Source organism: Bradyrhizobium diversitatis, from assembly GCF_016031635.1.
GTDB lineage: Bacteria > Pseudomonadota > Alphaproteobacteria > Rhizobiales > Xanthobacteraceae > Bradyrhizobium > Bradyrhizobium diversitatis.
The window spans coordinates 32,515-57,487 of record NZ_JACEGD010000018.1 but is presented as its reverse complement, the minus strand read 5'-3'; the positions used below and the strand labels follow the sequence as shown (position 1 = coordinate 57,487).

At 65.4% G+C, this 24,973-nt stretch carries 27 protein-coding genes; 17 read left to right on the top strand and 10 right to left on the bottom strand.

Annotated elements, in window-relative coordinates:
* Positions 1 to 38 precede the first annotated feature (38 nt).
* Genes H1B27_RS20510 through ccoG form a run of 4 tightly spaced genes read left to right on the top strand, consistent with a single transcriptional unit; the run spans position 39 to position 3,470 of the window.
* Positions 39 to 1,325, top strand: a complete 1,287-nt coding sequence (locus H1B27_RS20510) for an NAD(P)/FAD-dependent oxidoreductase (protein ID WP_197967312.1) — start codon at positions 39 to 41, stop codon at positions 1,323 to 1,325.
* On the top strand, positions 1,322 to 1,765 hold the full coding sequence (gene trxC / locus H1B27_RS20505; protein WP_197967311.1) for a thioredoxin TrxC: 444 nt from the start codon (positions 1,322 to 1,324) through the stop codon (positions 1,763 to 1,765). The genes H1B27_RS20510 and trxC overlap by 4 nt, the downstream gene beginning before the upstream one ends.
* A 25-nt stretch (positions 1,766 to 1,790) precedes the next feature.
* Positions 1,791 to 1,994, top strand: a complete 204-nt coding sequence (locus H1B27_RS20500; protein WP_061883001.1) for a YgaP family membrane protein — start codon at positions 1,791 to 1,793, stop codon at positions 1,992 to 1,994.
* 36 nt (positions 1,995 to 2,030) lie between these two features.
* Positions 2,031 to 3,470, top strand: a complete 1,440-nt coding sequence (gene ccoG / locus H1B27_RS20495; RefSeq protein ID WP_197967310.1) for a cytochrome c oxidase accessory protein CcoG — start codon at positions 2,031 to 2,033, stop codon at positions 3,468 to 3,470.
* 88 nt (positions 3,471 to 3,558) lie between these two features.
* Here ccoG and H1B27_RS20490 read toward each other — a convergent pair whose 3' ends face one another.
* A complete protein-coding gene (locus H1B27_RS20490; protein ID WP_197967309.1) occupies positions 3,559 to 4,422 on the bottom strand; it encodes a transglutaminase-like domain-containing protein in 864 nt (287 codons plus the stop codon).
* 181 nt (positions 4,423 to 4,603) lie between these two features.
* On the opposite strand from H1B27_RS20490, the gene H1B27_RS20485 reads away from it, so the two are divergent.
* Both H1B27_RS20485 and H1B27_RS20480 read left to right on the top strand, forming a co-directional pair.
* Positions 4,604 to 5,542: a transglutaminase family protein gene (locus H1B27_RS20485; RefSeq protein WP_197967355.1), complete on the top strand. Its 939-nt coding sequence runs from the start codon at positions 4,604 to 4,606 to the stop codon at positions 5,540 to 5,542.
* Positions 5,543 to 5,648: 106 nt separating this feature from the next.
* Positions 5,649 to 6,818, top strand: a complete 1,170-nt coding sequence (locus H1B27_RS20480) for a GNAT family N-acetyltransferase (protein WP_197967308.1) — start codon at positions 5,649 to 5,651, stop codon at positions 6,816 to 6,818.
* A 5-nt stretch (positions 6,819 to 6,823) separates the two neighbouring features.
* On the opposite strand, the gene H1B27_RS20475 is transcribed toward H1B27_RS20480, so the two are convergent.
* Both H1B27_RS20475 and H1B27_RS20470 read right to left on the bottom strand, forming a co-directional pair.
* Complete coding sequence (locus H1B27_RS20475; RefSeq protein ID WP_197967307.1) at positions 6,824 to 7,489, bottom strand: DsbA family oxidoreductase; 666 nt, start codon at positions 7,487 to 7,489, stop codon at positions 6,824 to 6,826.
* A 71-nt stretch (positions 7,490 to 7,560) separates the two neighbouring features.
* A complete protein-coding gene (locus H1B27_RS20470; protein WP_197967306.1) occupies positions 7,561 to 8,382 on the bottom strand; it encodes a helix-turn-helix domain-containing protein in 822 nt (273 codons plus the stop codon).
* Positions 8,383 to 8,483: 101 nt separating this feature from the next.
* Here H1B27_RS20470 and H1B27_RS20465 point away from each other — a divergent pair, with 101 nt between their 5' ends.
* Positions 8,484 to 8,714, top strand: a complete 231-nt coding sequence (locus tag H1B27_RS20465; RefSeq protein ID WP_124163159.1) for a hypothetical protein — start codon at positions 8,484 to 8,486, stop codon at positions 8,712 to 8,714.
* 38 nt (positions 8,715 to 8,752) lie between these two features.
* Positions 8,753 to 9,151 carry a hypothetical protein gene (locus H1B27_RS20460; RefSeq protein ID WP_197967305.1) on the top strand — a complete coding sequence of 133 codons (399 nt, stop codon included), beginning with the start codon at positions 8,753 to 8,755 and terminating at the stop codon, positions 9,149 to 9,151.
* A 136-nt stretch (positions 9,152 to 9,287) separates the two neighbouring features.
* Here the strand turns inward: H1B27_RS20460 and H1B27_RS20455 are convergent, their stop codons facing one another.
* Complete coding sequence (locus H1B27_RS20455) at positions 9,288 to 9,854, bottom strand: SET domain-containing protein (RefSeq protein WP_197967304.1); 567 nt, start codon at positions 9,852 to 9,854, stop codon at positions 9,288 to 9,290.
* Between the two features lie 162 nt (positions 9,855 to 10,016).
* Between H1B27_RS20455 and H1B27_RS20450 the strand changes: the two genes are divergently transcribed.
* Positions 10,017 to 10,622, top strand: a complete 606-nt coding sequence (locus H1B27_RS20450) for a hypothetical protein (RefSeq protein WP_197967303.1) — start codon at positions 10,017 to 10,019, stop codon at positions 10,620 to 10,622.
* A 55-nt stretch (positions 10,623 to 10,677) separates the two neighbouring features.
* Here the strand turns inward: H1B27_RS20450 and H1B27_RS20445 are convergent, their stop codons facing one another.
* Complete coding sequence (locus H1B27_RS20445; protein WP_197967302.1) at positions 10,678 to 11,403, bottom strand: TetR/AcrR family transcriptional regulator; 726 nt, start codon at positions 11,401 to 11,403, stop codon at positions 10,678 to 10,680.
* A 105-nt stretch (positions 11,404 to 11,508) separates the two neighbouring features.
* On the opposite strand from H1B27_RS20445, the gene H1B27_RS20440 reads away from it, so the two are divergent.
* The 5 genes from H1B27_RS20440 to H1B27_RS20420 all read left to right on the top strand — a co-directional run bounded on the left by H1B27_RS20440 (position 11,509) and on the right by H1B27_RS20420 (position 15,305).
* On the top strand, positions 11,509 to 12,900 hold the full coding sequence (locus H1B27_RS20440; protein WP_197967301.1) for a carotenoid oxygenase family protein: 1,392 nt from the start codon (positions 11,509 to 11,511) through the stop codon (positions 12,898 to 12,900).
* 40 nt (positions 12,901 to 12,940) lie between these two features.
* The gene (locus H1B27_RS20435; protein ID WP_376708991.1) at positions 12,941 to 13,216 is read left to right on the top strand and encodes a hypothetical protein; all 276 of its coding nucleotides are present in this window, start codon (positions 12,941 to 12,943) and stop codon (positions 13,214 to 13,216) included.
* A gap of 197 nt (positions 13,217 to 13,413) precedes the next feature.
* A complete protein-coding gene (locus tag H1B27_RS20430; RefSeq protein ID WP_197967300.1) occupies positions 13,414 to 13,968 on the top strand; it encodes an inner membrane-spanning protein YciB in 555 nt (184 codons plus the stop codon).
* Positions 13,969 to 14,073: 105 nt separating this feature from the next.
* Complete coding sequence (locus H1B27_RS20425; protein WP_131871360.1) at positions 14,074 to 14,370, top strand: hypothetical protein; 297 nt, start codon at positions 14,074 to 14,076, stop codon at positions 14,368 to 14,370.
* Positions 14,371 to 14,384: 14 nt separating this feature from the next.
* Positions 14,385 to 15,305, top strand: a complete 921-nt coding sequence (locus tag H1B27_RS20420; RefSeq protein ID WP_197967299.1) for an SH3 domain-containing protein — start codon at positions 14,385 to 14,387, stop codon at positions 15,303 to 15,305.
* A 157-nt stretch (positions 15,306 to 15,462) separates the two neighbouring features.
* Here H1B27_RS20420 and H1B27_RS20415 read toward each other — a convergent pair whose 3' ends face one another.
* Positions 15,463 to 17,118 (bottom strand): fumarate hydratase, encoded by a 1,656-nt coding sequence (locus H1B27_RS20415; protein WP_197967298.1) that lies wholly within the window; start codon positions 17,116 to 17,118, stop codon positions 15,463 to 15,465.
* Positions 17,119 to 17,329: 211 nt separating this feature from the next.
* Between H1B27_RS20415 and H1B27_RS20410 the strand changes: the two genes are divergently transcribed.
* The 3 genes from H1B27_RS20410 to H1B27_RS20400 all read left to right on the top strand — a co-directional run bounded on the left by H1B27_RS20410 (position 17,330) and on the right by H1B27_RS20400 (position 19,107).
* Positions 17,330 to 17,803: a hypothetical protein gene (locus H1B27_RS20410; protein ID WP_061883074.1), complete on the top strand. Its 474-nt coding sequence runs from the start codon at positions 17,330 to 17,332 to the stop codon at positions 17,801 to 17,803.
* Between the two features lie 339 nt (positions 17,804 to 18,142).
* A complete protein-coding gene (locus H1B27_RS20405; RefSeq protein ID WP_194393053.1) occupies positions 18,143 to 18,316 on the top strand; it encodes a hypothetical protein in 174 nt (57 codons plus the stop codon).
* Between the two features lie 116 nt (positions 18,317 to 18,432).
* A complete protein-coding gene (locus H1B27_RS20400; RefSeq protein WP_197967297.1) occupies positions 18,433 to 19,107 on the top strand; it encodes a methyltransferase family protein in 675 nt (224 codons plus the stop codon).
* 27 nt (positions 19,108 to 19,134) lie between these two features.
* On the opposite strand, the gene H1B27_RS20395 is transcribed toward H1B27_RS20400, so the two are convergent.
* From H1B27_RS20395 to cckA, 4 genes are all read right to left on the bottom strand, one after another.
* A complete protein-coding gene (locus H1B27_RS20395; protein ID WP_061883016.1) occupies positions 19,135 to 19,842 on the bottom strand; it encodes a glutathione S-transferase in 708 nt (235 codons plus the stop codon).
* Positions 19,843 to 20,036: 194 nt separating this feature from the next.
* A complete protein-coding gene (locus H1B27_RS20390) occupies positions 20,037 to 20,717 on the bottom strand; it encodes a lectin (protein ID WP_197967296.1) in 681 nt (226 codons plus the stop codon).
* Between the two features lie 144 nt (positions 20,718 to 20,861).
* Positions 20,862 to 21,881 (bottom strand): Tim44 domain-containing protein, encoded by a 1,020-nt coding sequence (locus H1B27_RS20385; protein WP_197967295.1) that lies wholly within the window; start codon positions 21,879 to 21,881, stop codon positions 20,862 to 20,864.
* 370 nt (positions 21,882 to 22,251) lie between these two features.
* Complete coding sequence (cckA, locus tag H1B27_RS20380; RefSeq protein ID WP_197967294.1) at positions 22,252 to 24,831, bottom strand: cell cycle histidine kinase CckA; 2,580 nt, start codon at positions 24,829 to 24,831, stop codon at positions 22,252 to 22,254.
* Positions 24,832 to 24,973 lie beyond the last annotated feature (142 nt).

Below are 24,973 nucleotides of genomic sequence, written 5' to 3'. Positions count from 1 at the left end.
TGAACCGGCGGAGCGTCTTGGTCCAACGGAGGTAACCCATGGCGGAAGTTGTCGTAATCGGAGCTGGTCTGAGCGGAACACTGATGGCCTATGAATTGCTGCCGCAGTTGAGAAAGGAGGACCGCCTCAGCGTCGTCTCGCAAGGCGCCGTCTATCATTTCGTCCCATCCAATCCTTGGGTCGCAGTCGGCTGGCGCAAGCGCGAAGAGATCGAGATTGATCTGGCGGACGTCATGAAGCGCAAAGGCGTGCGGCTGCTGACGCAGGGCGCAAGGCGCGTCCATCCGACCGAGAACCGTGTCGAGCTCGGCGACGGCACGTCGATCGACTACGATTACCTGGTTGTCGCGACCGGTCCCGAACTGGCGTTCGACGAGATTCCGGGTCTCGGGCCCCAAGGCCATACCCAGTCGATCTGCCACGTCGATCATGCCACGCATGCGCGCGAGGCCTTCGATAAGCTCGCGGCGAACCCCGGCCCGGTCGTCATCGGCGCGGTGCAGGGCGCCTCCTGTTTCGGGCCGGCCTACGAATTCCTCTTCATCCTGGAGACGGAGTTGCGCCGACGAAAGCTGCGCGACCGGGTGCCGATGACGTTCGTCACCTCGGAGCCGTATATCGGTCATCTCGGCCTCGACGGCGTCGGAGACACCAAGGGTCTCCTGGAAAGCGAGATGCGGGAGAAGCACATCAAGTGGATCACCAACGCCCGCGTCGACAACGTCGCCCCCGGTCTGATGTCGGTGGAGGAGTTTGCCGACGACGGCACGTCTCGCAAGGCCCACGAGCTGCCCTTCGCCTATTCGATGATGTTGCCCGCCTTCCGCGGCGTCGAGGCGGTGCGCGGCATCGAGAAGCTGACCAACCCACGTGGCTTCGTCATCGTCGACAAGCACCAGCAGAACCCCGCCTTTCCCAATGTCTTCGCGGTCGGTGTCTGCGTCGCGATCGCGCCGGTCGGCGCGACACCGGTGCCGGTCGGCGTCCCCAAGACCGGATTCATGATCGAATCCATGGTGACGGCGACGGCGATGAATATCGGCGCCCTGCTTCGCGGCAAGGCGCCCATGGCAGAGCCGACCTGGAACGCGATCTGCCTCGCCGACTTCGGCGACTCCGGCGTCGCCTTCCTTGCGCAGCCGCAGATCCCGCCGCGAAACGTCAATTGGTCCTCCAAGGGCGAATGGGTGCATCTCGCCAAGGTCGCCTTCGAGAAATACTTCCTGCGCAAGATGCGGCGCGGCGAGAGCGAGCCGTTCTACGAGCGCTTCGTTCTCGACAAGCTGAACATCGCCAAGCTCAAGGAGGTCCGAACCGGCACATGAGCACGACACGCCAGATCGTCTGCGGCAGTTGCGGACGCATCAACCGCCTGCCAGCCGAACGCGCAGCGCAAAGTGCGCGTTGCGGCGCCTGTCACCAGCCGATGTTCACCGCTCATCCGATCGAGGTGGACGAGGAGGCCTTCAGCCGCCATGTCGCGAGCAGCGACATTCCCGTGCTGGTCGACGTCTGGGCACCGTGGTGCGGCCCGTGCCGCACCATGGCACCGATGTTCGAGCGCGCCGCGCAGCAGCTGGAGCCGAACGTCCGGCTGTTGAAGCTCAACTCGGACAACGCACCTGCACTGTCGTCGCGCCTCAACATCAGCGGCATCCCGACCCTGCTGTTGATGCGCGGCGGCCGCGAGATCGCCCGCCATTCCGGGACGATGGATGCGCGCAGCATCGTCGCCTGGACTGAATCCAACCTGACCCGTTCGTAAGTCGCCAGATGAAAAGGAGCCTGCCATGAATGTCGATAAAGCCGTCCTCGCCTTTGCGGGATTCGTCGTCCTGCTCGGTCTCGTACTGGGCACCTATGTGAATGCGTATTGGTACCTGCTGACGGCGTTTGCCGGGCTGAACATGTTGCAGGCCTCGTTCACCGGCTTCTGCCCGGCGGCGATCGTGTTCAGGAAGCTGGGCCTGAGCAGCGGTTGCGCGTTCTCCTGAACGCGCAATCCGGCCTGTGATGCGGGGGAATTTGCCATGACGGACGACACCTTCATCGAGGGACCTCTCTACGAGAAGCGGAGGAAGGTCTATCCGCAGTCGGTCCACGGTCCTTTCCGCCGCATCAAATGGGCGATCCTCTGCGCCACGCTCGGGACCTACTATCTGTTGCCGTTCGTGCGCTGGAATCGCGGACCTGGTCTGCCCGACCAGGCCGTTCTGATCGACTTCCCGCATCGGCGCTTCTATTTCTTCTTCATCGAGCTGTGGCCGCAGGAGGTCTACTACTTCACCGGCCTGCTGATCATCGCGGCCATGACGCTGTTCCTGATGAACGCGGTCGCCGGCCGGCTATGGTGCGGCTACATGTGTCCGCAGACGGTGTGGACCGACCTGTTCTATGCGGTCGAGCGTTGGGTCGAAGGCGACCGGCGCGAGCGCATGCAGGGCGACAAGAGCTACTGGACGTTCGGTCACATCCGGAAGGTTGCACTCAAGCACTTCCTCTGGATCATGATCGCATGGTGGACCGGCGGCGCCTGGGTGCTCTATTTCGCAGATGCGCCGACGCTGGTGAAGGAGCTTGCGACCTTCCAGGCGCCCTTCATCGCGTATCTCTGGATCGGCATCCTCACCGCCACCACCTACGTCTTCGCCGGCCACGCCCGCGAGCAGATGTGCATCTACATGTGTCCGTGGCCGCGGATCCAGGCGGCGCTGACCGACGAATGGGCGTTCAACGTCACCTATCGCCGCGACCGCGGCGAGCCGCGCATGTCGGTGAAGAAGGCGGATGCTGCCCGCGCGCAGGGCAATCCTGCCGGCGATTGCGTCGACTGCCATCAGTGCATCAACGTCTGTCCGACCGGCGTCGACATCCGCCATGGCATCCAGCTCGGCTGCATCCAGTGCGGCCTGTGCATCGATGCCTGCGACAACGTCATGCGCGAGATCGGCCGACCCAGCGGCCTGATCGGCTACGACACCGACATCAACATGCAGCGCCGGCGCGAGGGCAAGCCGCCGATCTACCGCATCATCCGTCCGCGCACCCTGGTCTATGCCGCAGCCATCGCCATCGTCGGCAGCATCATGCTGTATACGCTCGCCACGCGCGCGACGATGGACGTCAACGTGCTGCACGAGCGCAATCCGCTGTTCGTCCAGCTCTCGGATGGAGGCGTGCGCAACGACTACACCGTCCGCATCCTCAACAAGGGCCCGCAACGATCGTTCGCGATCGAAGTCGCGGGCCTGTCCGGTGCGACGCTTCGCGTTGCGGGCATCGCGCCGAGTTCCGACGGCAAGCCCGTGGTCGAGGTCGGGCAGGATCAGACCAGCGAAGTCCGGCTGTCGGTGCAGGTCGGCCCGGCCGATCTGCCGAAGACCTCGCGCGACATCGATATCGCCATCACCGACACGGCCAGCGGCGAGTGCGCGGGTGCCCGTGACCATTTCGTCCCGGGTGACAAATAGCTACCCGGTAAGACATCGCCGGCACAGGGGAGGAATGGACGGTCAGGCCGCTCACGACCGGAACTGGAGACGCCAGGCGTCCGCCAACTCAAGCGAGCACCCGCTGCTCCCGCGCCATTGCAGGTCGGGTCGGAATGGCATCGCAGTCCCGTACCTCGTTCGTGATCACCTTGAAGCGCACGAGTTCCGCCTGGCCAAAGGCGGTCGAAATGGCGACGTCGGCTGCATCCCTGCCGCGTGCGATCACGACGCGGCCGATGCGGGGATGATTGTGCCGCGCGTCGAACGTGTACCAACGTCCGCCGATATAGGCTTCGAACCAGGCGCTGAAATCCATCGGCGCCGGATCCGGCGGCACGCCGATATCGCCGAGGTAACCGGTACAGTAACGGGCCGGGATGTTGATGCAGCGGCACAAGGTGACGGCGAGGTGCGCGAAGTCCCTGCAAACGCCGATACGCTCCTCGTGGCCTTCGGAAGCCGTCCGGTCGCTTCGCGCGAATTGATAGCCAAACTTGATATGGCCGTGAACATAGTCGCAGATCGCCTGGACGCGGCGCCAGCCGCCGCTGATGCGACCGAACGTCGACCAGGCCAGATCCGTCAGCCGCTGGGTGTCGCAATAGCGACTGCCCAGCAGATACACCAGCGCTTCGTCGGGAAGCCAGTCCAACGGGATCTGTTCGGCATGAGGCGCAACCTCGTCGGGCAACCCGCTATCCTCGATGATGAACTCGTTTCGAATGTTGATCTGACCGACAGGGGCGACGAGCCGCGTGCAGACGTTGCCGAACCCATCCTTGTAGTCCCTGAGCGCAACGTTCGGCGACACCCGGATGGCATGGTCGGTCAGAAGGTCGCCTTGCCTTGACGGATGAACGGTCAGCATCAGCACCATCGGCACGTCCTGAAAACAGTTGAACGCAATGTCGTAGCCTGCCCGGATCCTCAAGATCGTGTCCTCTCGCATCGCCATTGATGTCGATCGACAAGCCCCGCTGGGGATCATTGGTTCCGCGTGCGCTACCGCGCACCTGCTGAAATGCAAGGCACTTGTGCGGTGTGCACACACAATTGGGCTCTTGGAACCGATGCAGAAGCAGGCTCATATGGTGCGAGCCCGAGTACAACAGATGCCCCTCTATTCTGTCCACCACAGCACGACCTACCGCTACCGGCAGCCCGTCAGACTAGGACAGCACCAGTTGCTGTTTCGTCCGCGCGACAGCTTCGATCAGCGTCTGCTCGCATGCCGACTCGCAGTGCGCCCCGAACCGTCGGAAATCCGCTGGATCCACGATGTGTTCGGCAATTGCATAACCCTCGTCGATTTTGCCGCCCCGACCGACGTGCTGGAATTCGAGACCACCATCCGGCTGGAGCATACACCCGAGAACGCGCCGGATTTCCGGATCGAGCCATACGCTCGCGAGCATCCTTTCGCCTACGACGAGACCGAGTTGCCGGATCTTGCACCGTACATGCTCCGGCATCATTCCGGCGACGTCGCCGTCGACGACTGGTTGTCGAAGTTCATTGCGCCCTCGGCGAGCCGGCCGACGGGGCAACTGCTGATGACGCTCAACGAAGCGATCGCCGAAGGTTTCTCCTATCGGAGGAGAACCTCGCACGGCACGCAAACGCCCGCCGAAACGCTCGACCTGCAGCAGGGAACTTGTCGCGATTTTGCCCTGCTGATGATGGAGGCCGCCCGATCGCTCGGTTTTGCGGCCCGCTTCATCACCGGTTACGTCTATGTGCCGGGCCGCGACGGCCCGGCACGGCTGGGCGGAGGCTCGACCCACGCATGGTGCTCGATCTATGTGCCCGGTTCGGGCTGGGTCGAATTCGATCCGACCAACGGGATTGTCGGAAACCGCGATCTGATCAGGGTCGGAGTTGCCCGCACGCCGGCGCAGGCGATTCCGCTCTCGGGGTCCTACTGGGGGGAGGCGGACGACGAGCTCGGCATGGAGGTCGCGGTCAACGTGAAGACGGAGACCGGCCCGGCGCCCGAGGAGACAGGCACGGCGGCGCCGGATCGGGCTGCGGTATCCTCAACGGGACGTTAACGGGACCGCTCGAATTGATTCTGTGGCCCAACGCTATTTTTCCAATCTTTGCGCTAAGGATGATCCCCTGGGACGGGCTTTGCCCGCGTAGACGGGGACGACGGACGTGGTCGACATCGCGCATCAGACAGCCGTCAATCCGGCATCGGCAAGGGATGCCGGCGCCGCACGCGCGCTCGTTCCGCTTACGGCGATCGACCCCGGTCAGTGGCGCACACTCGCGCAACGCGCGGTCGAGCCGAACGGATATTACCTGCCCGCCTGGGAGCTGGCTGTCAGTGCGACCGCACGCGCCCGCAGCAATGCCTCGGCCCTGCCGGCATTCGATGGATCTTCGACGCGGCTGATCGGACTGATGCCGGTCATATCGCTCTGGCGCGCCCTGAATATCCCCCTGCCCGCGTTGGTGAGCGCGCATCCCTACGGCACGCTGTGCAGCCCGCTGATCGACGGCGATGCGCCGGTCGAGGCCGCCACGCGGCTGTTGCAGCAGGCGCGCGAGGCCGGCGCGCATGCGCTCGTGCTGACCGACGTCGCGCTCGACGGCGCGGCGATGAATTCGCTGAAACAGGTCCTGGATCGCGACGGCCTACGGCCGCGCGTCCTCTCCTCCTACATCCGCGCCAGCCTCGATGCGACACAGGATGGTGAGACGCTGTTGCGCGAGGCGCTCGGCGCCAAGAAGCTCAAGGAGCTGCGGCGCCAGCGCCATCGCCTGGAGGAGCACGGGCCCGTCGTGTTCGAGGTCGCGTGCAGGCCCGCCGAGATCGGGCCGGCGCTCGAGACATTTCTGCAGCTCGAAGCCGGCGGCTGGAAGGGCAAGCGCGGCACCGCGCTGGTCCAGCATGCGGGCGATGCGACCTTCATCCGCCGCGCCGTCCCCGCGCTGGCAGAGACCGCGCAATGCGAGATCGTCACGTTGCGCGCCGGCACGACGCCGGTCGCCGCCGGCATCGTGCTGCGCCACCAGGACCGCGCCTTCTTCTTCAAGCTCGGCGTCGATGAACACTTCGCAAAATATTCGCCGGGCGTGCAACTCACCCTCGAGCTCACCCGCCACCTCTGCGCCGATCCTGCCATCGCCAGCGCGGACTCGACGGCGAGCGCCGATCACCCCATGATCAATCCGATCTGGCGCGGACGCTTGGCGATCGGCGATGTGCTGATCCCGCTGCGCCGGCACGATCCGATCGTGACGCTGGTTCACGCGGCGGTCGCGGCGCACGGCATCGCGTATGCAGCGGCGCGCCGCGCAGTTCGCCTGCTTCGTAGATAGACCAGCTACTCCGCCGCCTGCGCGTTGATCTCCGCCGAGACCTGGCGGATGGCGCGCGCGAGCAGGTTCGGATCCTGCGCACCGGAGACGGCGTATTTCTGCGCGAAGACATAGGTCGGAACGCCGGAGATACCCTTCTCGGCGGCTTCCTGCGCATCCGCCGAGACGCGCGCCACATCCTCGTCGGTGGCGAGGCGCTTGCGCACGTCGTCGGCATCGAGACCGACATCGGCGGCCGCCTGCACCAGCACGTTCACGTCGGTGAGATCGCCGCCATCGCGGAAGTACAGCTCCATCAGGCGCTGCTTCATCTCTGGCGCCTTGCCGATCGCCTCGGCCCACAGGATGAGGCGATGGCAGTCGGTCGTGTTGGGCTGGCGCGCCACCAGCTCGGGCTTGTAGACGAGGCCCTCCTCGCCCGCGGCCGCGACGACGCGCCCGGCAATGCCCTTATAGGCCTCGACCGAGCCGAACTTCTGGGTGAGATAGTCTTCGCGGCTGATGCCCTCGCGCGGCACCCAGGGATTGAGGAAGAAGGGCCGGAAATTGAGCTTGACGGGAACGTCGGGCACGAGCGCCAGCGCGCTCTCGATCCGGTGCTTGCCGATATAGCACCAGGGGCACACCACGTCGGAGACGACGTCGATCTGGAGCGGTTTCAGCGTGTTCATGTCAGGCGCCTCCTTCGGGCAAGTCACGGGTTCGCCCAAAGATAAGCAGAACCCGCCCCGAGGCAAGAGCGCTACGTCATGGCTGCCGCTATCTGCTTCAGCCGTTCGGCCGTGCGCTCGTCGGCCGGAAAGAACGTCTCCAGCGCGAGCTCCGACAAGGTGATGTCCACGGGCGTGCCGAACACCATGGTGGTGGAGAAGAAACTAAGTATCTCGCCCTCGTGCCGCAGCTTGAACGGGATGGCGACATTGTCGCTCGACAGCGGTGCCGAACGCGCCGGAATCGGATAGCTCTTCAGATCATTGTAGAGCTTGATCAGCTCCGGATCGGCTGTCGCCTCGCACTGCCGGTGCAGCCGCTCCAGCAGATGCCCGCACCATTCGGCGAGATTGACCGTGCGCGGCGCCAGCGCCTCGGGATGGAAGGCGAGCCGCAGCACGTTGACGGGCTGGCCGAGCAGATGCTGCGGGATACCATCGAGCAGCGGCGCCACCATGCGATTGGCGGAGACCAGGTTCCAGTGCCGGTCCACCGCGAGCGCCGGATTGGGCTCATGCGCTTTCAAGACGAGGTCGATCGCCGCACGGGCTGATTTCAAGGCGGGATCCTCCAGCGGTCGCTGCGGAAAGGCCGGCGCGAAGCCGGCTGCGACCAGCAGCACGTTGCGTTCGCGCAAGGGCACGTCGAGCCGCTCGGCCAGCCTGAGCACCATGTCGCGCGAGGGCGCGGCGCGGCCGGTCTCGACGAAGCTCAGATGCCGCGCCGAGATCTCGGCTTCGCCCGCGAGATCGAGCTGGCTCATGCGGCGGCGCTGCCGCCATTCGCGCAGATGGTCGCCGATATGGACCGGCTGGCTGCGTTCGGTACGTGCCGTGGAAGCATGTGCGTTCATGAACGAAAACCTAGCATGCGGATTTCGGCCCTTCCATTACCCGCGAGGTAATCGAATTGGGGCGCGGCCGCGCGCATCTTTGGTCGCAACAGGAGATGACCATGATCGCGTTGCTGCTCTACCGGACCGTCGCAGACCACGTCCTGCCCTGGGCCATGGCATTCGCAACCCGGATGCTGGCGCGCAGCCTCAACATGCCGGAGCCGCTGGTGCATTCGACCGGCGACTATGTCGTCGCCCGGGTCATCGCCTTCGAGCACGGCGTCGGCAGGAGCCTCTGCCCGTTCCGCCTCGCCCGCCTGCTCCGCGCCTGGTGGCGCGGCCGGCGTTGAGTTCCACCCCAAGCCCACCCCAACCCAGGAGACCCAAGATGATCGAAGCATCCACCTTCCTGCGCCGCGCACTTCTCGCCGACGCCATCTTCAGCGGCGTCGCCGCACTCGGCTTCACCTTCGGTGCAGGCGCGTTCGCGACACTGTTCAATCTGCCCGAAGCATTACTGCTCGAAGCCGGCATGTTCCTGATCGCCTACACCGCGCTGGTCGGCTGGCTCGCCTCGCGCGCCTCCGTGCCGAGACTGCTCGTCCTGCTGGTCGTCGTCGGCAATGCGGCCTGGACGGTCGGCAGCATCGCCCTGCTGCTCTCGGGCGCGGTGTCACCGAACCTCGCCGGCGAGCTCATGGTTGTGGCGCAGGCGATCGCGACCGGCGTGTTCGCCGAGCTGCAATATGTGGGATTGCGGAAGAGCGCGAGCGTGGTGGCAGCGTGAGGCCACGTGTCATCGTCGCCCGGCTCGGCCGGGCGGCGACAGTATTCAAGAGACAATCAACCTATGCGGACAAGCTGCGGCGTGCAGGATGGTTCGGTCGCGGCTCCGTGATACCTGAGTAGGGGCCGCGAGCTTGTTACGCCCTCGCGCGACCGACCTTGCCGGCGAAGTGCTTGCCGTTCAGCTTCTTCTTTTTCGCCGACCCGACCTTCGCATCCACTTTCTTGGCCTTGCGCTCGGCCCTCGCCTTTACCTTGGCGGCTTCCGCCCTCGCCTCGGCGCGCAGCTTCTTGCGCTTCCTCTCGCAGGAGTCGCACTTGCAGCCGATCGGCTTCAGATAGGCTTTGAAATAGTCGGTGCCGTAATCGTAGTTGATCTCGTCGCCCGGCTCGATGTTCCTGATGGCGCGGATATAGACCTTGCGTTCGCGCGGACGGACGTCCGATTCGGCGTTGGGGCGGCAGGAATGGTTGATGTAGCGGGCGAGGTTCTTGCGCACCGACCCGTCGATGGTCCAGCGGCCGTTGAGCTCGAACAGATATTTGTTCTCGATCTCGTCCTGCTCGGGAATCTTGGAATCCAGGATCGGTCCGAAATAGCGGATGATCCGGGTGCCCTTCTTGATCGGCTTGGTGGCGAAGAGGCCGAGCCCAGTCTTGGAACGGCCGACGCGATAGGGTTTGTTCGAGGATGTGGCTGGCATGATCAGGAGTACGAAGGCGCGAACGAGGCTGGAGGAGCCCAAACGAGCCGCTCTTCTAGAACGATTCCGTGCCGCTGTCAGGTGTCTGGCGGTGCTGTTTGAACCTTGCCCACAATCAAGGCGTCTGATGGTACGAAGTTCCAGCTGCCTCGAAGTGTCATCATGATCCGCATGACTGCCCCATCGCTCACCGCGCTGCTGATCTGCGCCGGCCTCGGCTGCGCCAACGCCCAATCCGTGGGCAGCAGCTACACCTCGACGGCGCCGAAGGACTGCCGCCAGGTCGGCAAGCCCAGCGACCTCGACGGCAGCACCACGCGGGTGTGTCCGGGCAAGGACGGGCTCGTGGTGCTGATCGCCGAGGATGATCTGCGCGAGACCGTCTCCGTCGGCCGCAATCGCAAGCAAGCGGCGGAGGAACCGGCAGCCGACGTCTGGTTCGCGCCGTTCAACTCATCGGAAAGCACCGTCGAATGGCGCACTGCCGGCGAAAAGCCGTTCGCGATCATCCAGCGCTGGCACATCGCGGACAACGCCGATCCCGACAGGCAGGGACGGCCGAAGACCAAGGCCATGCTGGTGGTGACCCGGCTGCCGCCGGGCCCGGTCTGCCACGTCGCCTATGTCGATGGGATCGCCAACCCGACCGCCAATGAGCTCGCCCGCAAGGCCGCGGACGATTTCGCCCGGGGCTTCACGTGCGGAAAGGACAAGGTGAAGATCATCGGCACAAGCGGGCGCGCCGTCGAGCTGGCCACGATGCGCTAGCCTCTCGCCCTGGCGAGGCGATAGACGCCTCACCATGGCGAGAGTTGCGCTGGGATCAGGGGCCCGTCGGCTTGCCCGTGATCGGCGCCGTCAGCATCGCCTCGAGCAGGCGTTCGGCCGTCGTCCCCTCGGGCAAGCGATCGAGGATGTCCTCGAGCCGCCCGTCGAGCAGCAGCATCGTGAAGCCGTGCACCATCGACCAGGCACGCGCGATCGCCGCGCCCTGCGTCAGCGTCAGCGCGTCTTCGCTGATGTGCTCCTGCCGCATCATGCCGATCGCATTTGCAAGCCCCGCGAAGGAAGCCTCGGCGGCCTCGTGCAGCGAGGGTCTCGAATAGTCGAGCCGCTCGGTGCGGAACATGATGCCGTACATGCCGGGATGCGCCTGCGCATAGGCGACATAGGCTTTCGGCCTCGCCAGCGCGCGTTCGAGCGGCGTTGTGGCGGCATCGCAGGCCGACGCCATCGCGGCGTTGAACTGGCGGAAGCCGACGGCGGCGAGCTCGCTGAGAAGCCCCGTGAGATCGCCGAAATGATGAGTAGGCGCGGCATGCGAGACGCCCGCCTCGCGCGCCACTGCGCGCAATGTCAGGCCGGCGAGCCCGTCGCGCTCGAGCACCCGTTCGGCGGCCCTGAGGAGCGCCTCGCGCAGGGCCCCGTGATGATAGGGTGTCTCGGTCCTCGCAGCCGCCGGGCGCCGTGCGGGACGCGCCTGCGCCTTCGCTGCCGACGATGTCTTTCTCGGAGTGCGCGGGTTACGCGCGGTTTCGCTCTTGCCCATGCGACAAGCTATATGACGCAATATTGACAGTGTAAAGATTTCGCTTGACCGGAACGGCAATCGGTATTATCTGATCTTTACGATGTAAAGATAGGGAGCAACGCCGTGGAGCAGGTCGCCGAGCGCCGCAACAATATCGCACCGATCCCGTTCGAGGCCGACGCACCCTTCCTCAAGATCGTCGGCGAATTGCCGCGCGAGCTGAACGGCACGCTCTACCGCAACGGGCCCAATCCGCAGTTCGAGTCGCCCGGCGCGCACTGGTTCGTGGGCGACGGCATGCTGCACGCCTTCCATCTCGAAAACGGCCGCGCAAGCTATCGCAACCGCTGGGTCCGCACGCCGAAATGGCTCGCCGAGCACGATGCCGGCCGGGCCCTGTTCGGCGGCTTCGGCCGCAAGCTGCCGGATGCACCGGCCAACCTCACCGATGGTGGCGTCGCCAACACCAACATCATCTTCCATGCCGGCAAGCTGCTCGCGCTGGAAGAAGCCCACCTGCCCACGGAGATCGAGCCGGGCACGCTGGCGACGCGCGGCTATCACAACTATCAGGGCCACGTCGCCGGCAGTTTTACCGCGCATCCGAAGATCGATCCCGTCACCGGCGAACTGGTGTTCTTCGGCTACAATGCAGCGGGACCGTTGACGCCTGCCCTCTCCTATGGAGCGATCGACGCATCCGGCAAGGCGACGCGCTTCGAGCGCTTCGAGGCGCCCTATGCCAGCATGGTGCACGATTTCATCGTCACCGAAAACCATGTGCTGTTTCCGATCCTCCCGATCACGGGCAGCATGGAGCGCGCGATGAGCGGACGGCCGCCCTATGCCTGGGAGCCGGACAAGGGCGCCTATGTCGGCGTGATGAAGCGCAGCGGCGCCGCCAAGGACATCGTCTGGTTCCGTGCCGAAGCCTGCTACGTCTTCCACGTCATGAATGCGTGGGAAGACGGTGACCGCATCGTCGCAGACGTCATGCAGTTTGAGGAAGCGCCGCTGTTTCCGCATCCCGATGGCCGCCCGACCGATCCGGAGAAGTCGCGGGCCCGACACTGCCGCTGGACGTTCGATCTCGCAGGCAATACCGACCGCTTCCAGCAGACATACCTTGACGATCTCACCGGCGAATTCCCCCGCATCGACGACCGCCGCGCCGGACTGAAAAACCGACACGGCTGGTACGCCTGCGCCAATCCAAAACTACCGATGTTCGGCGCGCTCTCCGGCATCGTCCATGTCGACGGCAACGGCCGAAGGCTCGGCCATTACCTGCTGCCGGCCGGCGACACCATCTCCGAGCCTGTTTTCGTCGAACGATCCAAGGATGCCGCCGAAGGCGACGGCTGGCTGCTCGCGGTGGTTTGGCGCGCAAGGGAGAACCGCAGCGATCTCGCCGTGTTCAATGCCACCGACATCGAGGCCGGCCCGGCGGCCTTGGTTCAGCTCGGCCACCGCGTCCCCGACGGCTTCCACGGCAATTGGGTCGGCGCGGCCTAGCCCTCGTCATTCCGGGTCGTGCCACTTGGCGCGAACCGGGATGACGGACAAGGAGTTTTCCATGCACATGCCCTCGATCACCGCAGGCGCACTTGTCCTCCTCGCCCTGACCGGCGCTGCGCTCGCATTCCAGCTGATCCGGCTGCGGCGAAGCCGCCATACTGTCTTCGACGGCGGCATCCTGCTCTGCCTCGGTCTGCTGACCGCCGCCACTCTGCCGCTCCTGCCCTGGGCTGAATTGGCCGAAACGGCATTGGACCAGGTCGTTGCTGCCCTTCACCTCTTGGAGGTGACCTACGTCATATTGACGCTGTAAAGGTTTGCTTGACTCGGCATCGCCGTGCAATACGCGCTCGACGCGGTGCCGGCCTGCCGCTCTGGTCGAGCCTTGCGGTGGACTTTGCCGCCCGCAACAGTGCGACCTGGTTCACAAAGGGGTATCCCGAGTATCGCAAGATCAAGTACGGTACGCCCGCCCGCGCATTGCCCGACACACCCTGAACAGGATTGACGATGAAGGACGTATTCGCCCGTCTCGGCTCAGATCTCTTCTCCGCCATCCTCTTCCTGGTCATCTATCTCGTCACCGACAACGTCATCCTTGCGACATCGGTGGCGATCGCCGGCGCGGTTGCGCAGGTGGTCCATGCCCGCATCAAGGGTCAGCAACTCAATTACATGACCTATGCCAGCCTCGCCCTCGTCGTCGGGCTGGGCGGGATCACGCTGCTGACCAATGATCCCCGCTTCATGATGGCCAAGCCTTCGATCGCGCATTTCGCGATCGGCCTCATCATGCTCAAGCGCGGCTGGATGCTGCGCTACATGCCGCCGCTCGTCGTGGAAACCGTTCCTGAATATGTGACGGCCGCGGGCTATGCCTGGGCGGTGCTGATGTTCGTGATCGGCGGCGGCATGATCGTGGTCGCCTCCACGGGCGATCTGAAGCTGTGGGCGTTCTACCTCACGGTGGTCGCCGGCGGCGGCAAGATCCTGGCCTTTGCCGTGCAGTATGTCGTTCTCAGGCTCATCGTCACCAGCCGCCGGCGCGCCGCCGCCCGCGCCTGATTGACCGATCGCAGGGTTAGGCAGGACCTGCGAGTTGGGCTATAGGCTCGCTTAAGGACGGCCGCGGATCGTCGCGGACCGCCGAGATTTGTTCGGGAGACGGGAATGGCCGTGGACGGCAATTGGAATCTGACCATGACGACGCCGATGGGCGAACAGCAGGCGACGCTGAGCCTGAAGGCTGCGGGCGGCACGCTCACGGGCACGCTGGGCGCGCAAGGTAACACCACCGAGATCTTCGACGGCACCGCCTCCGGCGACAACGTCTCGTGGAAGGCCTCGATCGACAAGCCGATGCCGCTCACCCTCGAATTCACCGGCACGGTCTCCGGCGACAGCATCAGCGGCGAGATGGGCATCGGCCCGATGGGCAGCTTCCCGTTCACGGGCGCGCGGGCGTAACGCACGCTGCGCCGATGCGTATGCTTCGTTTCATCGCGGCGGCAATCCTGTGTGTCGCGACACAAGCGGCGCGCGCGGATGACAGCGAACCGGCGTGGCGCGCGAGCGCGCTCGCTTTGGTGCCGGCAGGCTATGTTGCCGGCACCGCCTATCGAACCGAAGGCTCGACCGGCTATCTCGCGGTCTACCCCGCAACATCGAACGATCCCAAGACACCGGCAAGCGCCTTTGCGGCGCGCCAGGCTCTGGTCGTCACGCTGACGGCGGATGGGACGCGGGCGACGTCAGGCGAGCTGAAGCCGCGCCCCGACCCGGATCCCGACAGCGACGACAGCGATTTTGCAAGGCTGCACGCCGAGCTGGCCGCCAAGCGTTCGACGCTGCCTGCTGGAACCGAGCCCTGCGATCTCGGCGCCTGGTCCATCGACAAGGACCCGGGCGGCCTCAACGTGCGTGCCGAGCCGTCGGTCAAGGCGCGCGTGCTCGGCACGCTGCCGCCGCCCTATCGGCTGAAGCTCGGCGGCGCCGAGAACACGCCCGAGGGCGGCTGGCTCACCGAATTCCGCATCATCGGCTTCAAGGACGGCTGGTTCCTGATCGAAGGCGCGAAGCCACCCGGCAAGGACTACGAGGACGAGAAGCGATATCCGCGCAGCGCACCGAAGCCCTATGCCGGACGCGGCTGGATCGCCTCGAACAAGGTCGGTGCGGCCTATGCCAATGGCGCCACGCGCATGGGCGGGCTGGTCCAGGCGCCCTTCGCCGATGCCAAATGGATGCCGGCCCAGCGCGAGTTCGGCGGAGCGCTCGACACCGACGGCGGCCCGAGGCGCCTCTTGGCCTGCAGCGGCTTGTGGGGTCTCGTCGAGAGCCACGACGGCGTCCGAGGCTGGTGGCGCGCGCTGTGCTCCAACCAGGTCACGAATTGCAGTTGAGTGTTCTCCCTCGCCCCGCTTGCGGGGAGAGGGTTGGGGTGAGGGGGAGTCTCCGCAAGGACGGAGAGAGTTGGACTCGTGGAGAGTCCCCCTCACCCGGATTGCATCTTCGATGCAATCCGACCTCTCCCCGCAAGCGGGGCGAGGTGAGGAGGCCCTAGCCCAAATTCAACTCCTTGAAGAAGTCGTTGCCCTTGTCGTCGATGATGATGAACGCCGGGAAGTCGACGACCTCGATGCGCCAGATCGCTTCCATGCCGAGTTCGGGATATTCGAGCACCTCGACCTTCTTGATGCAGTGCTCGGCGAGGTTCGCGGCGGCGCCGCCGATCGAGCCGAGGTAGAAGCCGCCGTACTTCTTGCAGGCCTCGCGCACGGCGGGGGCGCGATTGCCCTTGGCCACCATCACCATCGAGCCGCCGGCGGCCTGGAACTGGTCGACGAAGGAGTCCATGCGGCCTGCCGTGGTCGGGCCGAACGCGCCGGAGGCGTAGCCTTCCGGCGTCTTGGCGGGGCCGGCGTAGTACACCGGATGGTTCTTGAAGTAGTCCGGCAGCGGCTCGCCCTTCTCCAGCCGCTCGCGCAGCTTGGCATGCGCGCTGTCGCGCGCGACGATCATGGTGCCGGTCATCGAGACGCGGGTCTTGATCGGGTGCTTCGAGAAGGTCGCCAGAATATCCTTCATCGGCTGGTTGAGGTCGATCTTGACGACCTCGCCGCCAAGCGCCTGTTCGACCTCGGGCAGATATTGCGCCGGATTGTGCTCGAGCTCCTCGAGATAGACGCCGTCCCTGGTGATCTTGCCGAGCACCTGGCGATCGGCCGAGCAGGACACGCCAAGCCCGATGGGAAGCGATGCGCCGTGGCGCGGCATGCGGATCACGCGCACGTCATGGCAAAAATATTTCCCGCCGAACTGTGCGCCGACGCCGAGGCTTTGCGTCATCTTGTGGATTTCCTTCTCCATCTCGACGTCGCGGAAGGCGTTGCCGTCGGGCGAGCCGTGCGTTGGCAACGCGTCGAGATAGCGGGCCGAGGCCAGCTTCACCGTCTTCATGCAGAGCTCGGCCGAGGTGCCGCCGATCACGATGGCGAGGTGATAGGGCGGGCACGCGGCGGTGCCGAGCGTGAGGATCTTCTCCTTGAGGAACGCGAGCAGCCGGTCCTTGGTCAGCACCGAGGGCGTGGCCTGGAACAGAAAGCTCTTGTTGGCGGAGCCGCCGCCCTTCGCCATGAACATGAACTTGTAGGCGTCGTCGCCCTCGGCGTAGATCTCGCACTGCGCCGGCATGTTGTTGGCGGTGTTCTTCTCCTCGTACATCGAGAGCGGCGCGACCTGTGAGTAGCGCAGATTGCGGCGCAGGTAAGCGTCGCGCGCGCCTTCCGACAGCGCCGCCTCGTCGTCACCGTCGGTGATGACGTTGCAGCCTTTCTTGCCCATGATGATCGCGGTGCCGGTGTCCTGGCACATCGGCAGCACGCCGCCGGCCGCGATGTTGGCGTTCTTCAGGAAGTCGAGCGCAACGAACTTGTCGTTCGGGCTCGCCTCGCCGTCCTCCAGGATCGCGCGGAGCTGCTTCAGATGACCGGGCCGCAGGTAGTGGTTGATGTCGCCAAAAGCCGCCTCCGACAGCGCGCGCAGCGCCTCGCGCGACACCACCAGCATGTCCTTGCCAAGGACCTTCTCGACCCTGACGCCCTCGGACGAAATCTTCTTGTAGGGCGTCTCGTCCTTGCCCAGCGGGAACAGCGGGGTGTGCTTGTAGGGCGGAACGGGCTTGGACTGATCGGGAAAGGCGGTGGGAGCGTTCATGGGGCGGATCTCGGGGTTTCGGGGCCTCGCGGGCCTCCAGGCATAGAAGGGTTCTAAGCGCATTTTGGCCAGAAAAGAAAGGGAGCGGTGCGCATGGGAGAGGCTGGCCGGGCTCGGGAAGGCATTGGCACACCTCGTGGAAATGCCTCTGCCGCCCTTGCGCTTCGGGCCCGCCGACGCTTGAATGCGCGCGCTAAGGGGCTTTTTCATCATGACATTGAACTTGAACGTCCGCGGCGCGATCCTGGTCGCCGCCGCCATCGCCGGCCTTGTGGCCCTCGTCTCTCCCGCGCGCGCCGACCGCTGCGACGACAGCGCCAAGGAGCTGGCGAACCAGGTCGATCGCCTGAAGGTGAATTTCCGCGCCGCCAATGTCGTCTACATGACGCATCCGGCGGCCAAGGAGCTCTCCGTGAGTTGCCGCGGCGACAAATATTCGATCGAGCTCTATGCCAAGGGTGATCGCAAGCCCAAGCCGGAGTTCTATGCGCTGGTGGGATCGATGGCCGCGATCGTCTTCACCGTGACGAAGGACGACACGACGACGGGCGCGACACGCTGCCTGAAGCGGATGGGCCTGCTCCGCGGCGACAAGGTCAGCATGCGCTATCGCCGGCTCAACATGGAATGCACCCGCAGCAAGACGGAGGCGTCAATCGCGATCACGCGCGGCAAGGACGAATAGGGCGGAGTTCCTTCCGTTTCACTGCGGATATGTGTCTCATCCGCGTGGTGCAAACCGAGACGACGAGGTCTCTCCCCGTCATTGCGAGGAGCCCTTGCGACGAAGCAATCCAGACTGTCTCCGCGGAAAGATTTCTGGATTGCTTCGCGGAGCCTGTCATCGGGCCGCGCGCCGCGCGGACCCGTTGGCTCGCAATGACGGAGTACGTGGTCAGCTGCGGCGAGCCCCGCATAGGCGGCGGACACCCCGCCCATTCCCTCGCATTTTAACGATTGGCTTGAAGGAAATTTCGCTCCTCGCAGGGCAGGCTGAATTGTTTCCATATGTGAGGATTTGCGGATGAAGGTTTCCACCGTGGCGCCGCCGCCGATCGCGATCGTGGTCCCTAACTACGACACGACCAAGCAGCAGGACGACCAGACCAAGGTGAAGGACGAGGATCCGACCTTCAAGCCGCAGCCGCCCGCGCCGCTGCCGCCGGGTCAGGGCACGCGGATCGATCAACTCGCCTGACCAGGCTTGCCAAAACTGAAGCGCCCGATCCGGTCGATCGGGCTTTTCGCGCGGTCGGCCGCATCTTTGCCGGATAGCTGCACCAATATCGTGCGCCGCTCGCCCGGGACCTGCGCATGATCGCACGCCTGCTGTTGCAGAACACGGTCTTCGTCGTCGCCATGGGCGCGGTGCTGTTCGCATGCGCCGGAACACTGCAGTGGCCGTCGGCCTGGACGTTCCTCGCCACCTCCGCATTCCTCGGCCCGCTCTGCGGCTGGTGGCTCTACCGGATCGATCCGGCGCTGCTGGCCGAACGTCTGCGGCCGGTGCTGCAAAAGGATCAGCCCGCCGCCGACAAGATGTTCATGGCCGTCTTCATCGTCGTGATGCTGGCCTGGCTGGTCGTGATGGGACTTGACCGGCGCTTTCAATCCTCCGACATACCGACTGCGTTGCAGGCGCTCGGCCTCGCGCTGTTCCTGGCCTCGACACTGTTCACGATGTGGGTCTTCCGCGAGAATTCGTTCGCCGCGCCCGTGGTGAAGCTGCAAACCGAGCGCGCGCAGCACGTGATCTCGACCGGTCCCTACGCCCATGTCCGTCATCCCATGTACAGCGGCCTGGTGCTGTTCTTCGCCGGCGTGCCGTTGCTGCTGGGGTCGTGGTGGGGACTTGCGATGATGCCGCTCTTCATCGCCTTGCTCGCGGTCCGCATCCCCATCGAGGAGCGCACGCTGCGCGAGGGCCTGCCTGGCTATACCGATTATGCGGCACTGGTGCGCTACCGCCTCGTGCCCGGCGTCTGGTGAGGGCTGATCCTTTTCCGGTCCGAACCGCTAACCGTCCAGTTCGCGGTAGCGGCGGAAGATGCCCTGCTCGTTGAAGGGAATGCGGCGCTCGCTTTCGAGATAGGCCTTGATGTTCGGCCGCGCGGCGATGCGGTCGTGCAGACCGACTAGGCCCGGGACATCCGCTTCGAACGCCTTCATGCGCCTGGGGAAGGCATAACGCAGCCCGTCAACGATCTGGAATAGCGAGAGATCGACGTAGGTCAGGCGGCGACCGGTGACATAGGTGCCGCCGCTCCCGTCGAGAAGCCGCTCGAAATAGCCGAGATATTTCGGTACGCGCTCGTCCCAGAAGTCGGCCGTGCGCTTCTTCGCCGGTGCCTTCTGGTCCTCATAATAGAGCGAGGGTCCGAGCGGATGATGGGTGTCGTGGATCTCGACGACGAAGTCCGTGATCGTGAGCTGAAGCTGGTGCACCCAGAGCCTGCCGGCTTCCGTCTTCGGCGCAAGCCCATGGCGGGCGCCGAGATAGAGCAGGATGTTGGCGGTCTGGCCGATGACGAGCTTGCCTGCTTTCAGGAACGGCGGCGCAAAGGGCGGCGTGCCCTCGTGCGCGTCCATCATCTTCATCATCGCGGCAGTCCCGCGCGGACCGCGCGCGACATCGACGTAAGCGGCCCCCGCCTCCTCCAGCGCCAGCCGCACATATTCGCCGCGGCCCTGGATCTCGGGCCAGTAATAGAGCTCGTATTTCATGGGAGGGGTCCGTGAGCGTGAAGACTTACGAACCAATGTAGCATGCCGCTCGGGGTTCCGTCAGAGTGAGACGGAGGGTTCGCGCAACACACTCTTCATTGCGAGCGCAGCAATCCAGACTGCCTCTGCGGAAAGACTCTGGATTGCATGGTCGCAAGGGCTCCTCGCAATGACGGGGGACAGAACTCCGTGCCTCAATTCGCCGCGAAGCAGTACAGCAGCCCGTCGCCGCCGGTGCTCTTCAGATCGGCCTGCGAGCAGCCGCCGTCTGGACCGCGCGAGGGGTGAGAGCTGTTCCAAGATTTCGAGGGCTCGTCGTCGCGCAGGCCCCGGCGATCGGCATGGCCGACCATCGCGGCGCCTTGCGTGCTCGATGTCCAGTTCTTGCAGGTGCGATCGTCCGGCCCGGCAAACGCGGTGCCGTCGGCCTGCGATCCCGTGAGGATGTCGTGCCGGTTCGGCTGGTCGCCGGCACCATTGATGACCTCACCCTTCTCGCTGAGCGCGGTCTGCTTGGTGAGGTTGTTGGCCGGGCTGTGCAGGTCGGCGATGTCCTTGGCAATCACCGTACCCCTGGCGTCCTGCCACGGACCCTTGCCGACGCGGTCGCGGGCGTTGACGGCCGGCTTGCCGTCGGCGGCCTGCGTCGAGAGATAGGCGCGCCAGGTCTTGGTGCCGGCGCCGGCGGCTTGTGCAAGCTTCTGGCATTGCGCGTCGGCACCTTCGAGGCCACCAAGATCGGCGCCCTTGCCGGGGCCGTTAGAGGTCACGAAGAAGGTCATGTCGGCCGACTGCGCTTGCGCCGATGGCGTCGCCAGCAAAGCCATTGCGAGCGCCAGGCCTGAAATCGTCGCGGATCTCTCGATGCGGATCATGCTGTCCTCCCGTCTTGCTTGTCGTTAACCGCCTCATGTCAACCCGACACGCGGCCGCTTATTCCGATGCAGCGAGGCGAGGAGCTCAAAGAAAAGGGCGCCGTGCGGAACGCACGACGCCCTGGTTCCTCATGTGGCGAGCGATCAGTTGGTCTGCTGGATCGCCGACAATTCCCAGCCGCTGCCCGGCCTGCGGGCAAACGTCCAGATCTCGGTGGCCTCGCCCGGCTGCTCGCTGCCGGCAACGATGGCGCCGGTGTTGCGGTCGGCCGTCTTGTCGGTGAGCGCGAAGCGCAGCGCCACCGTGGCGTACTCGGTCTCGCCTTCCCGCCAGGCTTCCGCGAGGTCGCCCTGCAGCAGCTTGACGCCGGTCACCTTGTTGACGACGTTGCGTGCACGGTTCTGGGCAAGGTCCTGCTCGAAATAGGAGACCATTTCCGGCGTCGCGAGCGTGTGCAGCTTGGCCACGTCCTCGTTCGACCAGGCGGTCTGAACCTCGCCGAGCAGGCGCTCGAACGCCTCATAGTCGTCCGGCTTGATCTCGAGCGGCGCGTTGTTGGCACCGAAGCCGAAGCCGCCGAGGCCGCTGCCAAGGCCGCCACCGAGACCGCTGCGATAGCTCGTCTGCGGTCCAGGCGCGGCGCCTGCATCAGCATTTGCATTGGCATAAGCCGCCCGCGGGGCGTGACGGCGCTGCCACCAGGACATCGCCAGCCGCACCACCAGCACAACGAGCGCGATCTGGATGATCAGGCCGAGGATCGAGGACAGGCCGCCGAGGCCGCCGAACAGGCCGCCGCCGAACAGCATGCCGAGGAGGCCTGCGCCGAGGAAGCCGGCCGCAAGGCCGCCCATGAAGCCGCCGGCCCGGCCGAACATGCCGCCGCGCGCAGGCGCGGAAGCCGCCGAGTTCATGCCTGCGCCGGGCTGGGTGTAGGTGCGGTTGAACTGCGAGGTCGAGCCCGGCGCGGTCGTGGTCGACGGCGGCGCCGAATAGGAGCGCGTACCGCGCGAACCGGACGACATGCCGCCACCCGCGCGGGCGTCGGCCGACGAGATCGTCAGCGCGGTCGGCAGCGCAAGCGCCAGCACGACGGCGATCGTGTTGAAGAGTTTCCGGGAGCGAAGCGAGAAAGTCATGTGCGTTTCCCAAATCCCCGGCATGGGGACGTGCGCTTAAGATGGGCAGACTTCCCGAAAAGTGAAGCCGGTTTCGGAGCCTGTGACTGCGGCCCTCAGTCGCGGGGATGTGGCAAAAGCCCATATTTGGCGAGGGCTTGGCCGGATCTGGCAAGGAACCGCGGTCGTCGGTTACCGGCGGGGTCGGAGCGGAATTTCAGCTTTCTCCCGCATCGTTGCGAAGCGCAACTCTATCCACCGTCATTGCGAGGAGCCCTTACGAGGAAGCCATCCAGGATCTTTCCGTGGAGGCAGCCTGGATTGCTTCGCGGAGCCTGACATCGGGCCGCGCTTCGCGCGGACCCGGTGGCTCGCAATGACGGAGAATGCGGGAACGGCGTAGCGCCTCTTGCCCTCATCCCTGCTTGGTCATCGTCTCCTTCACGGCTGCCACGAGCTGGCTGAGCGTGAACGGTTTTGGCAGGAAGTCGAACTGCTGGCCTTCGGGCAGGCTCTTCTCGAACGCGTCCTCGGCATAGCCCGAGACGAAGATGAACTTGATGTCGGGGTTCTTTTCCCGCATCGCCTTCAGCAGCGTCGGGCCGTCCATCTCGGGCATGACGACGTCGGAGACGACGAGATCGATCGCCCCGCTCTGCTCCTCCAGCACCTCCATGGCCTCGACGCCGTTCTCGGCCTCGACCACGGTGTAGCCGCGCGAGCGCAGGCCGCGGGCGTTGAGCGCGCGCAGGCCCTCCTCATCCTCGACCAGCAGGATGGTGCCCTGCCCGGTGAGATCGGTGCGCGGCTTGGCCTCGGCGGGCGCGGCCTCCTTCGCGGCGCCGCCGGTCGCGCTGGCCGCGGCTGCGGGCTGCTCGACCTGCACGTCCTGCTCGGCGTGATGGCGCGGCAGGAAGATATGGAACGAGGTGCCCTGCCCCGGCTCGGAATCGACATAGATGAAGCCGCCGGTCTGCTTGACGATGCCGTAAACGGTGGAGAGCCCGAGGCCGGTGCCCTTGCCCACTTCCTTCGTCGAGAAGAACGGCTCGAAGATCTTGTCGCGGATGTCGGCGGGAATGCCGGTGCCGGTGTCGGCGACCTCGATCCGGACATAGTCCGCGGCCGGCATGCCCTTGTAGGCGAGCTTGCCCGCGTCCTCGGTGGTGACGTTTGCGGTCCGGATGATCAGCTTGCCGCCATCAGGCATGGCGTCGCGCGCGTTCACCGCCAGGTTGACGATCACCTGCTCGAACTGGGAGACGTCGACCTTCACCGGCCAGAGGTCGCGGCCGTGGACGAGGTCGAGCTTGACCTTCTCGCCGATCAGCCGGCGCAGCAGCATGGTGAGATCGGACAGCGCATCGCCGAGATCGAGCACCTGCGGCCGCAGCGTCTGCCGCCGCGAGAACGCCAGCAGCTGCCGCACCAGCGTCGCGGCGCGCGTCGCGTTCTGCTTGATCTGCATGATGTCCTGGAACGACGGGTCGGTCGGCTTGTGCGCGTTCAGCAGGAAGTCGTTTGCCATCATGATGGCGGAGAGCACGTTGTTGAAGTCGTGGGCGATGCCGCCGGCGAGTTGGCCGACCGTCTCCATCTTCTGCGACTGGTTGATCTGGTTCTCCAGCGCGCGCCGCTCGGTGGTCTCGAGCATGTGCACGATGGCGGCTTCCGCCTCGGTCTCGGCCGAATCGACCGGCGTCACGAAGAACTGGCCCCAGCGCTCCTTGGCCCCTTCCAGCGCCACCTCGACCGGTGCGATGTCGGCCTTGCCTTCGGCCGCCTGGTTGATGGCCGCGATCAAAAGCTGCCGGTCGCGCGAGCTGACCGCGCGGAAGATCGACTTGCCGGCGCTGTCGAGCCCGAGCGCCTGTCCGAGCTTGGCATAGCGCGCATTGGCCCGCACGACGTTGCCGGCGCGATCGACGGTCGCGATCGCCATCGGCGTGTGGTCGAAGAAGCGCATGAAGCGCACTTCGGCGGCGCGGTCGGGGTCGCTGCGCTCGTCGCGGGCGCGGCTGATCACGAGCGTGCGCGACGGCCCCGGCGCGCCGTCGGCGCCGAAGGCGAGCTTGTGATAGAGCCGCACCGGCATGGTCTTGCCGGTGCGCATGCGCAGGTCGATGTCGAAGACTTCGGTCTTCACCTCGCCCGGCACCGCCACGATGGAGGTGAGCAGCGAGGCGCCGTCGCCGGAGACGATGTCGGTGAGCTTGAGGCCGCCCGAACCGATCTCGGCGAGATCGTAGTCGAGCCAGTTCGCCAGCGTCGCATTGACGTAGGCGAGCTCGCCGGCCGGATTGACCGAGAAGAAGCCGCACGGCGCGTGATCGAGATATTCGATCGCGTGCTGGAGCTCCTGGAACACATCCTCCTGGCGTTCGCGGTCTCGGGTGATGTCGGCAATCGACCACACCGCGTATTTCGCCTCGCGCTTTCCGGTGCCGAGCGGGCGCACGCGCATGCGCAGCCAGCGGCCCTGGTTGCCGTCATGGCCGGAGATACGCACCTCTTCCTGCTGCCGCTTGCCCTCGCGGGCGGCCTTGAGCAGCCGGAACACGGCTTCCGAGACGTCGGGGTTGCCGATGAAGACGCGCTCGACGGGGCGCACGTCCTGCGGGCCGGTGGCGCCGGTCAGCGTCAGATAGGCGGCATTGGAATAGACCACGTGTCCGCGCGCATCGGTGACTGCGAGCCCGTCGAAGGCGTGATCGGAGATGTGGCCAATGATGGGATCGTCGAGATTGCGGTCCGCGAAGCGGATGATGCCGGCGGCGAAGGCGAACAGGTTGAACAGGCCGACCATCGCCAGCACGGCGAGGATGCCCAGGATATAGGGCTGCGCCTGCGCGCGCCCGAGCGTCATCAGGCCGACGGCGACCGCGACGAGGCCGGCGGCCACCAGCAGCACCAGCGCAATGCTGCCCGAGCGCGGCGACGGCTCGTGCGCCGCAACGGGCTCGCGTGTGAGGTCGTGGTCGGTCTCAGCAGTCATATCGAGCTGGCGCAGCCTGTCGGCAGAGAATCAACGCGTTACGGGGCGCATGGGGTCCTCCCTGCCTGAATCGGACCCTGAGGTGCAAGGGCAGCAGCGGCGAAAGGTACGCTGATTCCCAGATTACGGCCATTTCCGGTAT